The following is a 13,911-nucleotide window of genomic DNA, read 5'->3' on the forward strand; positions in this document are numbered from 1 at the left end:
GGCATGGCAGTGCGGTCCGGTCACCAAGCACGCCGGAAAGATTTACATCTGTGGATGTCCCGGTGGATCTCTTGGTGGATCTCCGGTGGTGGGTCCGCCGAAGGTCTGCCGACGGTCCGTCGGTGGCCCCGGCGGACGTCTCAGCCGGTGGCCCGGCCGGTCCGCAGCCGTTCCGGGCGGGTGCCGAGCACCAGCGTGGAGACCGCCTGGTCGAGGTCGGTGCCGAGGAACCACTCGCCGGTGTGGTCCAGGCTGAAGACCCGGCCGGCCTCGTCGATCGCCAGCAGCGCCTGGCCGTACAGCTCCTCGCCGAGCGGCGCGACCTGCGCGTCCAGCGCCCGGCCCAGGTCGGCCAGCGTGCGCGGCAGGTGCAGGCCGCAGAGCGGGTCGAGCAGGAACGGCGTCCTGGCCACCTCGCGCCCGGCGCCGGCCAGGTCGAAGGAGAGCCCGCCGAACTCGGCCCAGGCCTCGACGGCGGCCGGGAAGACCGTGTGCGGGACGCCGTCCGCGCTCTGGTGGGCGAGCAGCTCGTCCGCCCACTCCTCGGCACGGCGGATCTCCCAGCGGCCCGGGTGCCAGCCGGCCTGCTTGAGCGCGGCGGCGACGTCGGCGGAGAACCGGGGCTGGGATCTGGTGGCGGTGGCGAGCGGGTTCAGGGTGTACTCCGGGCTCGGGTGACGAGGGCGGCGACGGCCGGGCCGGTGCCGGGGCCGGCGGTGGGCTACGGCCGGGGGCCGACCACGACGCTCTGCACGGTGAAGTGCTCCAGCATCGGCGCGCAGGACCGGCAGGGCGGGGCGTGCGTACCGTGCGCCGGGTCGCCCTGCTCCCGGATCCGGACGGTGGTCAGCTGGGCGCCCTTGAGCGCCTTGCGGGCGTCGTGCAGCGTCAGCGGCTTCTTGGCGGCCCGCTTGGACCGCCCGCTGTCCACGGTGGTCAGGTACCGGGAGAGCAGGACGGCCTCCGGGCAGCGGCCGGTGAACCGCTCGCGGTGCTCGACCGGCAGCCGGGACAGGAAGTCGCCGATCAGCGGGTGCAGCTCGGGCAGCTCGTCGGCCTTGCGGCCGGCCAGGGTCTGCACCTCGCCGCCGCGCAGCGAGAGGGCGGCGGCGATGGCGGGCAGCAGGCTGTCCCGGTCGTGGCGCAGCAGTGGGGCGGCCGACGGCGGCGTCGGCTGACGGGTGTCCGCGCGGGTGTCCACGGCTGCTCCCTTCGGTCTCGGGTGCCTGACGCACCGGCAGGTGTCTTCGGTTCAGTGGTTCGTGTCGGGTGGGCTGTTCACCTTGCGGGGTCAGCCTGCCAAACACCTCGGACAGTCGATCACGCGGGGTGCCGACAGGTGTACGGACGGGACGTGATGCACACCGATTGTTCACACATCATCCGAAGCTCGCGCTGACGCCCGCTCACCGGGCCGGGGCCGTTTCTCATCCTCCGGCCGGTGCCACCACCGGCAGCACCAGCCGGGGGACCGTGTCAGAACCTGACCGAATACCCTGGGGGCTAGCAAAATCGGCTTCAGCCAGTGGGGGCTTCCAGATGACGACAGGTCGGCCCGGGACCGCCGCCGCGCCCAACGCGGCCTACGCCGGTCAAGTGGTCCACTTCCCGGACCCGGTCCGCGCCGCGAAGTACCCGGACGGAGTACGGGTGGACGCGCTGGGCTACCCCGACTTCGGCGGGTACGCCGCCGCGGCCGCCGAGGTCGCCGACCCGCCGGAGGGCTTCGGCGTGGACGAGTTGCGGCTCACCGACTACGTCTCGGCCAACGCCGCGCTGTTCAGCCAGGGCCATGAGCTCTGGGCCGACCAGACCTCGCCGGTCGCCACGCCGACCGGCTGGACCTGGCACCACGCGGTCGGCGGGGCGGCGCCCGGCTGGCGGCGGATGGAGCTGATCCCGGTCGAGGTCAAGGCGCTGCTGCGGCACCACGGCGGGCTGGCCCGCTCCGCCGCCGACCACGGCCGGCGCGGCACCCGCCCGTTGCAGGAGCACCGGGCGGTGCACTTCTCGCTCTCCAGGGAGGGCGACGATCCGATGAGCGTGCGCGAGGAGCTGGTGCTGGCGGCCGAGGAGAAGCTGGGCTACCGGCTGCCCGGCCCGTACCGGGGCTTCCTCAAGCTGGCCGGCGGTCGCGCCCCGGTCGGCGTCGCGCTCGACGCCGAGCTCGGGATGCTGCTCGACCAGCCGTTCCTGACGCTGAGCGAGGAGTACGGCACCGAGGACCTCGTCTACGCGAACAAGTGCCTGCGGGACCACCTCACCAAGGACTACCTGGGCGTCGCGTTCGCGCAGGGCGGCATCCTCGCCGTCAAGGTGCGCGGCGAGGACCTCGGCTCGGTCTGGTTCTGCCTCTACGACGACGCCCGCGACATCGGCGTGCCCGAGGACCCGGCCGACCGGGTGCGGCGGCTGCTGCTGCGCTGCGGGGACAGCTTCGACGACTTCCTGCTCCGGCTGGCCGGCAGCCCGCCGGAGCTGGAGACGGTCGCGGAGCTGATGGTCGAGGGCGGGTTCGCCCGCGCGGTCCCGGTCCGGTGACCGGGGCGATGGGCGTGGCAGTGGTGGGACGGAACTTGAAGGCGGGCCGGGCATGGTGACGTACGCGCAGGCGCAGGAGCTCGCGGCGGACTGGATCAACGGCGGGGTGCCGCCGTTCCAGCAGCGCGAGGTGCGGGTGCGGGAATTCGACCTCGGCTTCGTCTGCTGGGCGGAGGACCGCGACGGCGGCCCGGTCTCGGACGGTGGCGCGGTGCGGCTGGTGATCGCCCGGGACAGCGGGGCGAGCACGCTCTGGCCGGCGCTGCCGGTCAACGAGGTGGTCCGCCGGTACGAGGAGGAGTACGGGCGGCCGGCCGGCGCCACGTCGGGCGGTGTGCCCAAGCCGATGCCGGTCGAGGCGACGTCCTTCCTGCTCAGCCCGCCGCAGTGGGTGCTGGAGGCGGGCGAGGCCGCGATCGAGGCGGAGTCGGCACGGCTGGGGACGGGCGCTGCCGCTGCCGCTGCCTCGGCTTCGCCCGCGCCCGTGCCCGCTGAGCCGCCGTCCGTGCCGACGGCTCCGCAGGTCGCGGACTGGGGGCAGCCGGGCGATGCGACGGTGGCGCTGCCCGAGGGCTACCAGCTGATGGACGAGTTCGGGTTCGAGGAGCACGGCGAGGAGCCGGCCGCGCCGGCGACCTCGCCGGAGGCGATGACGGTGCGGATGCCGCCGTCGCCCAGCAGGCGGCCGGCGTCCGCGCCGGATCCGGTGGCTGCTCCTGCACCGGCACCTGTTCCTGCACCGGCAACTGCGCCGGTTGCTCCGGCGGTCCCGCCGGCCCCTGTCGCGGCTCCCGCCGAGCCGGCCGTCGCGGAGCAACTGCCGGACTCGCCGGTCGCGCCTGCTCCGCCCGCGCCGCCGGTGGCACCGGCGCCGCCGCAGGTCGAGCACGCGCCGACCATGCTCGCCACGGACGGTGCCCCGGGCCTGATGGGCCTCCCGGGTGCGCCCGAGGCCGCTCCTGCGCCCTCTCCCACTCCCACTCCCACTCCCGCGCCCGTCCCCGAGTCCGTGCCCGCCCCTGCGCCCGTTCCGGCTCAGGCTCCCGCGTCGCCGCAGGTCGAGCACGCGCCGACCATGCTCGCCACGGACGGTGCTCCCGGCCTGATGGGCCTCCCGGGTGCGCCGGGTGTCGCGGCTGCGTCGTCGGGTCGTGGTGGTGCGGGTGCTCCGCCGCCGCCTGCGCCGGGTGGTCTGCTGCATGCGCCGGGTACGGGTGCGGAGCCGCATGCGCCCGTGGCCGGGCGTGGCGCGGGGAGCACTCCGCCGCCTCCGCCGCCGTCGGGTCTGCGTGGCTCGGCCGCCGCCGCCCCGGTGCAGCCCGCGCAGCCTGCGCCGGGTGTCGCGGCTGCGTCGTCGGGTCGTGGTGGTGCGGGTGCTCCGCCGCCGCCTGCGCCGGGTGGTCTGCTGCATGCGCCGGGTACGGGTGCCGAGCCGCACGCGCCCGTGGCCGGGCGTGGCGCGGGAAGTGCTCCGCCGCCTCCGCCGCCGTCGGGTCTGCGTGGCTCGGCCGCTCCCGCTCCCGCCCCGGCGCAGCCCGCCGAGCCGGCCGGTGGTGAGGACCTCGCCTCCGCCGCGACCAGCAAGGCCGCGTTCAACGGCCCCGGCGCCGGTTCCGGTGCGCCGTCCGGTCCGGCCGCGAACCTCGCGCAGGCCGCCACCCAGCTCGCCGCGCCGGTTCCGCCCGGTCCGGGTGCGCCGGGCGGCTACGGCTTCCCCGGCCCGGGGACACCCGCGCCCGCCCAGGCCGCCCCCGTCGGCCCGCCGGCGCACGGCGTGCCGGGCGCCGCCGCGCCCGTCCCCGGCCTGCCGCCGCAGGGCGCGCCGGTGCCGCCGGGCGTGCCGACCGTCGGCCCCGGCTACCTCGCCGTGCTCAGCTACCGGGCCCCCGACGGCTCCGAGCAGAAGGTGATGCAGCGCAGCGAGCCGGGCACCCCGCACCCCGAGTGGAAGATCCTGCAGGAACTGCGCCGGCTGAACGTGCCGCCGGAGCAGGTGCTGGAGCTGCACACCGAACTGGAGTCCTGCGACCTGCCCGGTGGCTACTGCACCCGGCTGATCGCCGCGTCCTGGCCGAACGTCCGGGTCACCCACACGGCGGCGTACGGGCGCGAGCACCAGGCCCGCCAGGCCGGCATGGCCCACCTGCTCACCCACCTGGACGAGCTGCACCAGCTGGCCGGCGGCCCGCAGCGCCCGCGCCCGTCCCGGGTGCCGCTGCCGCCGCCGGGCAGCATCCCGCAGCATCCGCCGGTGCCGCCGCAGCAGCTCGCGGCGGAGCTGGGGCAGTTCTTCGGGCCGAACGTCTTCCGCTACGAGCAGCGGGCGGTCTCCCGGCAGGGCGTGCCCGAGGCGGTCGCGCAGACCCTGACCTGGGCGGGGCTGCCGGTCAACTTCGGTCCGTTCTTCTGGGCGCACGCGCCGCAGGACCGGCCGATCCCGACGCTCGCCGAGCTGGCGGCCGAGCGCGGCCGGCCGGCCGCGCCGGACGCCGGTGGTTACCTGGTGCTCGGGAACGACTACGGACGGCAGCTCTGTGTGCAGTACGGCACAGCGGCGGTGGTCGCGGTCGATCTGGACGGAACCGGAGAGCCGCCCCGCTTCGTCAACAGTGGTGTGCCGGAGTTCGTCCGGTCGCTCGCCCTGCTCGGTCGGATGTGGCCGTTGCGTTACGGCCTGACCCCGGATCAGGCCGGTCGCTGGACCACCGACTTCCAGGCCGAGCTGGCCGCGCTGGACCCGGCCGCCCTCCAGGCGCCGGACACCTGGTGGGCGATTCTGCTGGAGCAGTTCTGGGACGGCCTGCTGTAACCGCCGGTGTGCCGGGACCGGGGTGCCACCGTCGGTGGCACCCCGGTCGGCGGCGTCGCTTCCTTGGGCTTTCCAGATGATCTGCGCAAAATAGGTCAAGAGGACCAGTCGGACCGGAACGGCAGTTCTTGATCGTCACGGTCTCTGGGAGTCGGGGTCCCTGAAAGTCGGGGTCAGCGCCCAGCCAGCCACTGAGGGGAAGAGAGCACATGAGCGACGCCATCCCGTCGTACGGCTTCACCCAAGCCAGGCGCGGATACGCGCCCGAGCAGGTCGACCACGCCTTGCGGGCGTTGACCGCGCAGCGGGACGAGGCGTGGCAGCGGCTCAGCCTGCTCGGCGCCCAGGCGCGCGACCTGGAGATGCTGGTCGCCGCCACGCTCCAGGCCGCCGCCGACGCGCCCGAACCGGACTACGCCGTGCTCAGCCCCGAGGCGGCCGGCCTGATGGTGAGCGCCGCGACCGAGGCGCAGGCCGTGCGGGACAAGGCCGAGCGGTTCGCCGAGGACACCCGCGACGAGGTCTACGAGGCGGGCCAGGCACTCGCCGGCTCCTCCAGCGCCTATGCGACCGCCACCCGCGCCGAGGCCGACCAGGCCGTGCGCCGCACCGAGGAGCGGACCCGGGCCGAGGCCGAGACGCTGCGCGCCGAGGCCGACCGGGACGCCCGGTCGATGCGCGACGCCGCGACCGCCGAAGCCGCCAAGATCCGGGTCGCCGCCGCCGAGGCCGGCGAGCAGGCCGAGGTGAAGCTGGTCGAGCTGCGCCGCGAGGCCGACGAGCGGTTCGCCGCCGAGGAGGCCGCCGCCGCGGTCGAGGACGCCAAGATCGCCAACGTCTCGGAGCGCCGGCTCAAGGAGGCCGAGCAGCACCGGGAGAGCATGCTGGGCCTGATCAAGCAGATCGACACCGACGCCCAGGCCAAGGCCGACCACCTGCTGGAGCAGGCCCGCCGGGAGGCCGAGCGGGTCAACGCCGAGAGCACGGCCGAGCGGGCGCAGTTCGAGAAGCGCCTGGAGACGGTGCAGACGCACCTGGACCACATCAAGGGGACGCTGGCCTCGCTGACCGGCAAGGCCGTCGGCATGATCGAGCCGGCCCCGGCCCTGCCGCCCGCGCCGGGTGCTCCTGCTCCTGCCGTTGCCCCTGCTGCCGCGCCAGCTGCTCCTGCTCCCGCTCCTGCTCCGGTTGACGCCGCCGCGGAGACCACGGTGCTGCCGGCCGTCCCGGCCGTCCCGGCGGCGCAGGTCACCCAGGTCACCCAGGTGCTGCCGACCGTCCCGGCCGTCCCGGACTCCGAGGCGGACACCGGCGAGGTCGCGCTGCCGCCCGTCCCGCCCGCGCCGCCGGCCCCGCCCGTCGCGCTCAGCGACGACACGCCGACGACCATCCTGCGGCTGCCGCCCGAGCTGCTCGGCGCCACCCCGCCGTCCGCCGCCGACCTGCGTCCGGGCGCCGCCCCGGTCGACCCGCGGGCCGCTCTGCGCGCCGCGGGCGCCGCGCTGCCCCCGGTGCCGCCTCGCCCGGCCACCCCGCCGCCGGTGCCGCCCACCGAGCAGCCCGCGGCCCGCCCGGCGGCCGCCGACGAGACCGCGATCATTCCGAAGATCGTGATCATCGACGACGGCACCAGCCTGGACAGCCTCCCCAACACCGTCCGTCGCCGCCGCCTGCCGTAGGGCCCGTCCGCACGGGACCAGGATCGTGTCGCCCGGCCGGGCGGCGAGGTGCGCCTCGCCGCCCGGCCGACGTGTGTCCCGCCGGCTGCGGGCTGCGGCCGTGACGGGGTATCTGCACCAATACCCGGAGCCGTTCGCATCCCGTCCCCTACGATCGCCGGTGGAAAGCGCCACTGGGGAGGGGACGCATGACCGACGGCATCACGGTGGACGTGGGGGAGTTACGGGCCTCGGCCGGCATGGCACGCGCGATAGCCGACGAGCTCCGGCAGCCGATCGACGCCGCGTTGCGCGCCGGCTCGGCCGCCGTCGGCGAACTGGCCGGCTGGGACGTCGCAGCGGTGCTCCAGGACTGCGTCGCGCAGTGGTCGCCGGTGCTCGCCGCGCTGCGCGCGAAGCTGGCGGACACCGCCGCGAACCTCGATGCCACCGCGCAGGGCCACGCCTGGAACGAGCACGAGATCCGGCAGCTCATGCAGGGCGGTGCCGCGCGGTGAGCGGCTCCTACGCCGCGCTCCTGAAACTCGACGTCAGTGGCCTCCAGCAGGCCGCCGAGTCCTGGCGCGCGCTCTCGCAGCAGCTCGAAACCGCCGCTGCCCGGCACCGCTCGCAGGTCAACGGGCCGCTCCAGCAGGCGCAGTGGAAGGGCCAGGACGCGGACAGCGCGTTCCACGCCTTCGACCGGAACGAGCTGGACCTCGACGTGGTCCGGATCGAGGCCGAGTCGATCGCGCTGGCGCTCGACACCGTGGCCGACCGGATGTACCAGGCCCGGACCGACCTGACCAACGCCGTCCGCTTCGCCGAGGAGCAGGGGATCCCGGTCGCCGCCGACGGCACGGTGGCCGCACCGCCCGTGCTCGGCGGCGCCGAGCGGGCCGACCCCGACGCCGTCGCCGCCTGGGAGACCCGGACGGGCCGGCTGCTGGCCGTCCGGACCCGGATCGAGGCGGCGGTCGCCGCCGCCGAGGAAGCCAGCCGGGAGGGCGGCGCCGCGCTGCGCGACCTGAGCGCCTCGGTGCTGGGCACCCCGTCCGACACCTTCGGCGCCGTCAGCACGGCCGCAGGGCAGGCGAAGGACGCCGCCGCGGCGCTCGGCCTGGTGGACCCGTACATCCCGGACGGCAAGGACCCGCAGCAGGCCGCCGACTGGTGGAAGTCGTTGACGCCGGATCAGCAGCGGAGCTACCTGACCCTCCATCCGGCGCAGATCGGCCGCCTCGATGGCCTGCCCGCGACGGCCCGGGACGAGGCGAACCGGCTCTCCCTCGACGAGCAGCTCGACAGGATGCAGGCGGGCGACAACCGCGGCACCGACATCACCTCGGAGGACTGGAACCACCGGATGAACGGCATGCTGTCGCTGAAGCAGCGGCTGGCCCGGAGCGACGGCGCGCCGGACGCCACCAAGCTGTTCCTGCTCGGCATGGACCCGCAGGGCAACGGGAAGGCCATCGTCGCGATGGGGAATCCCGACACGGCCGACAACACGGCGGTCCTGGTCCCGGGGACGGGGACGACGCTGGAGAGCATGCCGGGGCAGATCGAGCGGATCGGGAGTTTGCAGGGAGCAGCCCACTACGCCGACGGGACTCAGAGCACCTCGGTCATTTCCTGGCTGGGCTATGACGCGCCGCAGATCGACCTCAGTGTCACGAATACCGACCGTGCCGAGGCAGGCGCGGCAGATATGCGCCGATTCATGGACGGGACGAGGGTCGCGCAGGGAGATCACCGGAGTCATCTCACCGTCATCGGGCACAGCTACGGAAGCACCGCCGTGGGCGTTGCCGCGCAGGGGGACGGTGGCCTGCACGCGGACGACATCATTGCGGTGGGAAGTCCCGGTATGGCGACCGATAATGTCACCTCGCTCAATATCGATCCGAGTCATGTGTGGATCGGCGCTGCCTCCGATGATCCCGTCCCGGAATATTTGAGCGGGCTCACCTTGGGGCCGAATCCGGCGGATGCGCCATTCGGTGGGGAAAATTTCAAGACCGACACGCACGGGCATAGCGGCTACTGGGCTCCGAACAGTCAGAGCCTGCTGAACCAAGGACGGATCATCGTCGGACAGGCTCCCGGGATCGTGCCGAAGCAAGTGATGCCGCCAACCTATGGACGAGTCAAATGAGGTGCGATCTTGGCCGCGTTGATTTCCCTCCGGAGAGCAGGGGCAGTCTCTCGGATCGGTGTGACCGTTGCGCTCGTGCTGTTTGCCGGAGGCTGCATGTCCACGTCTGACAAGAGCGAGAAGATCCCGATCATGGACAAGGGCGATGCCCAGGCATGGGCACAGCACATGACGCAGTACATGGCCCAGGCCGCGGGAATCCAGCTCAATCCGTCGACGGTGAGTCCCTCTTTCAGTCCGTGCGTGGGGAAACACGACGAGGTGGCCACTGATGGGCGGTACACCCTGATGTATTCGGTCTCAAGCACCGTTCCGCTGGCGCAGCATCCGGACGCGGTTCGGAAGATTCGCGACATGCTGAAGAAGCAGGGATTCGAGATCGAAAGCTATCGGGAAACCTACAACGGCAAGGTGGACACCCTGCTGGACGCGTACCAGTCGAGTTCTCAGTACCTCGTCAGTGCGCAGACGGCAGGCGGGGTCGATACCTTCGCGTTCTGGGTCGGTACCCGCTGCCTGATGCCATCGTCCGGCTCCGCCGGCCCCCACGGCTGAACAGGCCAGGACCCGTGGCGCCCTCCAGGAAAGGGCGCCACGACTCCCGACGCTCGGGCGGGCGCCCCCACCCAGGGTCGCCCGGCCTCGCACCCCGACCCCCATCGGAGTGCGTTCGGCCCACCACGTCCATCCCCCACGGTTGGAGCGGCGGGCACGTGCTCCATGGTGCGCGACGTCCATGGACGCTCAGTGACAGGAGTATGTCCATATCTTGACAATCGATCTTCCGGCCTGCTTCTGAGCGGCTTCTGGGCCGCCTCCGGCCGCGACGGCACAGCCGGCCGCCCGGCTGTGTGGCTGGCCGCGTCAGTGTCGGTCGCTCGGCGTACGCTGGGAGCCTGACCCGGCCCCTGCGCATCGCGTGCCGGGCCCATCAAGCTGCCCGGCCGCAGGAATGTACCCGGTGCCGGGGGGCTCCGCCTGGACGCAACGGGACGAAGAAGAGTCAATGAGCCTGACCGGTTTGCTCGATGTCGTTGTCCGCGACACCGCCCTCGCCGAGGCGATCGAGGCGGCGGCCAGTGGCCACCGCCCGCACCTCGACCTGGTCGGTCCGCCGGCCGCACGGCCGTTCGTGATCGCCGCGCTGGCCCGCTCGCTCGTGGTGGGTGGCGGCGAGCGGGGGCGCCCGGTGCTCGCGGTGACGGCGACCGGGCGGGAGGCCGAGGACCTGGCCGCCAGCCTGCGCTCGCTGCTGCCGCCGGACGCCGTCGCGGAGTTCCCGGCCTGGGAGACGCTGCCGCACGAGCGGCTCTCGCCGCGCTCGGACACGGTCGGCCGCCGGCTGGCCGTGCTGCGCCGGATCGCCCACCCGCGGGCGGACGACCCGGCGGCCGGGCCGGTGCAGGTGATCGTGGCGCCGGTCCGTTCGGTGCTCCAGCCGCAGGTCAAGGGGCTGGCCGAGCTGGAGCCGGTGGCGCTGCAGCGCGGTGAGTCGCACGATCTGGAGACGGTGGCCCGCAAGCTCGCCGCGGCCGCCTACGCCCGGGTCGAACTGGTCGAGAAGCGCGGCGAGTTCGCGGTGCGCGGCGGCATCCTGGACGTCTTCCCGCCGACCGAGGAGCACCCGCTGCGGGTGGAGTTCTGGGGCGACGACGTCGAGGAGATCCGCTACTTCAAGGTCGCCGACCAGCGCAGCCTGGAGATCGCCCAGCACGGTCTGTGGGCGCCGCCCTGCCGTGAGCTGCTGCTGACCGACGAGGTGCGCGCCCGGGCCGCCGAGCTGGCCCGGTCGCACCCGGAGCTCGGCGAGATCCTCAACAAGATCGCTGAGGGGATCGCGGTCGAGGGCATGGAGTCGCTGGCCCCGGTGCTGGTGGACGACATGGAGCTGCTGCTCGACGTGCTGCCGGCCGGCTGCGTCGCGGTGGTCTGCGACCCGGAGCGGGTCCGTACCCGGGCCGCCGACCTGGTGGCGACCAGTCAGGAGTTCCTGCACGCCTCCTGGGTGGCCGCGGCCGCCGGCGGCGACCGGCCGATCGACATCGCGCAGCTCTCCGAGGACGACGGCATCGACGTCTCGGCCGCCTCGCTCTGGTCGCTGGCCGACGTGCGCGAGCACGCGCAGCGGATCGGGCTGCCCTGGTGGTCGGTGAGCCCGTTCGCGAGCAGTGACGCCGAGCTCGGCTCGGTGCTGGAGTTCGACTCCAACACGCTGACCCTGGGGATGCACGCCGTCGAGGCGTACCGCGGCGACACCGCGCGGGCGATCGCGGACGCGAAGGAGCGGCTCGCCGCCGACTGGCGGGTCGTCATGGTGACGGAGGGCCAGGGGCCGGCCTCCCGGCTGGCCGAGCTGCTCGGCAACGAGGGCATCGCGGCCCGGCTCTCCCCGGAGCTGGCCGAGGCGCCGACCCGGGACGTCGTCTACGTCTCCTGCGGCTCGATCGAGCACGGCTTCGTGGACGAGGCGCTCAAGCTCACCGTCATCACCGAGACCGATCTGTCCGGCCAGCGCTCCTCCACCAAGGACATGCGCCGGATGCCGTCCAGGCGGCGCAACGCGATCGACCCGCTGGCGCTCCAGGCCGGCGACTACGTCGTGCACGAGGCGCACGGCGTCGGCCGGTACGTCGAGATGGTGCAGCGCACCGTGCAGGGTGCGACCCGCGAGTACCTGGTGCTGGAGTACGCGCCGGCGAAGAAGGGCCACCCCGGCGACCGGCTCTTCGTGCCGACCGACCAGCTCGACCAGGTGACCAAGTACGTCGGCGGCGAGGCCCCGACGCTGCACCGGCTCGGCGGCGCGGACTGGGCGAAGACCAAGCAGCGCGCCAAGAAGGCGGTGCGCGAGATCGCGGCCGACCTGATCAAGCTCTACTCGGCCCGGATGGCGGCGCCGGGCCACACCTTCGGTCCGGACACCCCGTGGCAGCGCGAGCTGGAGGACGCGTTCCCGTACGCGGAGACGCCGGACCAGCTGACCACGATCGCCGAGGTCAAGGCGGACATGGAGAAGTCGGTCCCGATGGACCGGCTGATCTGCGGCGACGTCGGCTACGGCAAGACCGAGATCGCGGTGCGCGCGGCGTTCAAGGCGGTGCAGGACGGCAAGCAGGTGGCCGTGCTGGTGCCGACCACGCTGCTGGTGCAGCAGCACTTCTCGACCTTCGCCGAGCGGTACGCCAACTTCCCCGTCGTGGTGAAGGCGTTGAGCCGGTTCCAGACCGACAGCGAGGCGAAGGCGGTGCTGGAGGGCCTGCGGGACGGCTCGGTGGATGTGGTGATCGGCACCCACCGGCTGTTCTCGGCCGAGACGAAGTTCAAGGACCTCGGCCTGGTCATCGTCGACGAGGAGCAGCGCTTCGGCGTCGAGCACAAGGAGCAGCTGAAGAAGCTGCGGGCCAACGTCGATGTGCTGACGATGTCCGCGACCCCGATCCCGCGCACGCTGGAGATGGCGGTCACCGGGATCCGCGAGATGTCGACGATCACCACCCCGCCGGAGGAGCGGCACCCGGTGCTGACCTTCGTCGGACCGTACGACGAGAAGCAGATCTCGGCCGCGATCCGCCGCGAACTGCTGCGCGAGGGCCAGGTCTTCTACATCCACAACCGGGTCGAGTCGATCGACAAGGCGGCCGCCCGGCTGAAGGACCTGGTGCCCGAGGCGCGGATCGCGACCGCGCACGGGCAGATGGGCGAGACGCTGCTGGAGAAGGTGGTGGTCGACTTCTGGGAGAAGGAGTTCGACGTGCTGGTCTCCACCACGATCGTCGAGTCGGGCATCGACATCTCGAACGCGAACACGCTGATCGTCGAGCGCGGCGACACCTTCGGCCTCTCCCAGCTGCACCAGCTGCGCGGCCGGGTCGGCCGTGGCCGCGAGCGCGGCTACGCGTACATGCTCTACCCGCCGGAGAAGCCGCTCACCGAGACCGCGCACGAGCGCCTGGCCACCATCGCCCAGCACACCGAGATGGGTGCGGGCATGTACGTCGCGATGAAGGACCTGGAGATCCGCGGCGCGGGCAACCTGCTCGGTGGCGAGCAGTCCGGGCACATCGCGGGCGTCGGCTTCGACCTCTACATGCGGATGGTCGGCGAGGCGGTGGCCGAGTTCCGCGAGTCGCTGGCGAGCGGCGGCGGTGAGGTCGAGGAGGAGCCGCTGGAGGTGAAGATCGAGCTGCCGGTCGATGCCCACGTGCCGCACGACTACGCCCCCGGCGAGCGGCTGCGGCTGCAGGCGTACCGCTCGATCGCGGCGGTCAACTCGGAGGACGACATCGAGCAGGTCCGCGCCGAACTGACGGACCGGTACGGCAAGTTGCCCGAGCCGGTGGAGAACCTGCTGCTGGTCGCCGCGCTGCGGCTGTTCGCCCGCCGGTGCGGCGTCGCGGACATCACGCTGCAGGGTGCGAACGTCCGCTTCGGGCCGGTGGAGTTGCGCGAGTCCCAGCAGCTGCGGCTGAACCGGCTCTACCCGCGCAGCCAGGTCAAGGCGGCCAGTGGGCAGGTCCTGGTGCCGCGGCCGACCACGGCCCGGATCGGCGGCAAGCCGGTCGTCGGCCGGGAGCTGCTGGCCTGGTGCGGGACCTTCCTCAGCACGATGTTCGAGGAGCTGGCGGCGTCGAAGAAGTAGTCGGCGCCGATTGCGGGGAGGAGTGGGGGGGGGGGGGGGGGGGGGTCCCCCCCCCCCCCCCCCCCCCTTCCCAGGGGAGGGAGGGGGGGGCTTCACTTTTTTTTTT

General features: G+C 73.2%; 9 protein-coding genes. 7 read left to right on the forward strand and 2 right to left on the reverse strand.

What is annotated here, in order from left to right:
* Positions 1–140 precede the first annotated feature (140 nt).
* Together AC060L_RS26175 and AC060L_RS26180 are read right to left on the reverse strand one after the other, a co-directional pair.
* Positions 141–656 (reverse strand): SUKH-3 domain-containing protein, encoded by a 516-nt coding sequence (locus AC060L_RS26175; RefSeq protein ID WP_483801393.1) that lies wholly within the window; start codon positions 654–656, stop codon positions 141–143.
* Between the two features lie 65 nt (positions 657–721).
* Positions 722–1,201, reverse strand: a complete 480-nt coding sequence (locus tag AC060L_RS26180; RefSeq protein ID WP_483801367.1) for a YwqJ-related putative deaminase — start codon at positions 1,199–1,201, stop codon at positions 722–724.
* A gap of 338 nt (positions 1,202–1,539) precedes the next feature.
* Here AC060L_RS26180 and AC060L_RS26185 point away from each other — a divergent pair, with 338 nt between their 5' ends.
* From AC060L_RS26185 to mfd, 7 genes are all read left to right on the forward strand, one after another.
* Complete coding sequence (locus tag AC060L_RS26185) at positions 1,540–2,541, forward strand: SMI1/KNR4 family protein (RefSeq protein WP_483801368.1); 1,002 nt, start codon at positions 1,540–1,542, stop codon at positions 2,539–2,541.
* A gap of 52 nt (positions 2,542–2,593) precedes the next feature.
* On the forward strand, positions 2,594–5,350 hold the full coding sequence (locus AC060L_RS26190) for an SUKH-4 family immunity protein (RefSeq protein ID WP_483801369.1): 2,757 nt from the start codon (positions 2,594–2,596) through the stop codon (positions 5,348–5,350).
* Positions 5,351–5,559: 209 nt separating this feature from the next.
* Positions 5,560–7,029, forward strand: coding sequence for a hypothetical protein (locus AC060L_RS26195; protein WP_483801370.1), 1,470 nt, complete (start codon positions 5,560–5,562; stop codon positions 7,027–7,029).
* Positions 7,030–7,217: 188 nt separating this feature from the next.
* A complete protein-coding gene (locus AC060L_RS26200) occupies positions 7,218–7,526 on the forward strand; it encodes a hypothetical protein (RefSeq protein WP_483801371.1) in 309 nt (102 codons plus the stop codon).
* Positions 7,523–9,166: an alpha/beta hydrolase gene (locus tag AC060L_RS26205; protein WP_483801372.1), complete on the forward strand. Its 1,644-nt coding sequence runs from the start codon at positions 7,523–7,525 to the stop codon at positions 9,164–9,166. Before AC060L_RS26200 ends, AC060L_RS26205 begins: the two co-directional genes overlap by 4 nt.
* Before the next feature lie 96 nt (positions 9,167–9,262).
* On the forward strand, positions 9,263–9,721 hold the full coding sequence (locus AC060L_RS26210) for a hypothetical protein (protein WP_483801373.1): 459 nt from the start codon (positions 9,263–9,265) through the stop codon (positions 9,719–9,721).
* A 451-nt stretch (positions 9,722–10,172) separates the two neighbouring features.
* Positions 10,173–13,805, forward strand: a complete 3,633-nt coding sequence (gene mfd / locus AC060L_RS26215) for a transcription-repair coupling factor (protein ID WP_483801374.1) — start codon at positions 10,173–10,175, stop codon at positions 13,803–13,805.
* Positions 13,806–13,911: the final 106 nt, after the last annotated feature.

Source organism: Kitasatospora sp. NEAU-69, assembly GCF_057158765.1.

Bases quoted from the DNA above. Each gene is read 5' to 3' on its own strand.
- AC060L_RS26185 (WP_483801368.1), top strand. From the start codon at position 1,540: ATGACGACAGGTCGGCCCGGGACCGCCGCCGCGCCCAACGCGGCCTAC.
- mfd (WP_483801374.1), top strand. From the start codon at position 10,173: ATGAGCCTGACCGGTTTGCTCGATGTCGTTGTCCGCGACACCGCCCTC.
- AC060L_RS26210 (WP_483801373.1), top strand. From the start codon at position 9,263: ATGTCCACGTCTGACAAGAGCGAGAAGATCCCGATCATGGACAAGGGC.
- AC060L_RS26195 (WP_483801370.1), top strand. From the start codon at position 5,560: ATGAGCGACGCCATCCCGTCGTACGGCTTCACCCAAGCCAGGCGCGGA.
- AC060L_RS26190 (WP_483801369.1), top strand. From the start codon at position 2,594: ATGGTGACGTACGCGCAGGCGCAGGAGCTCGCGGCGGACTGGATCAAC.
- AC060L_RS26200 (WP_483801371.1), top strand. From the start codon at position 7,218: ATGACCGACGGCATCACGGTGGACGTGGGGGAGTTACGGGCCTCGGCC.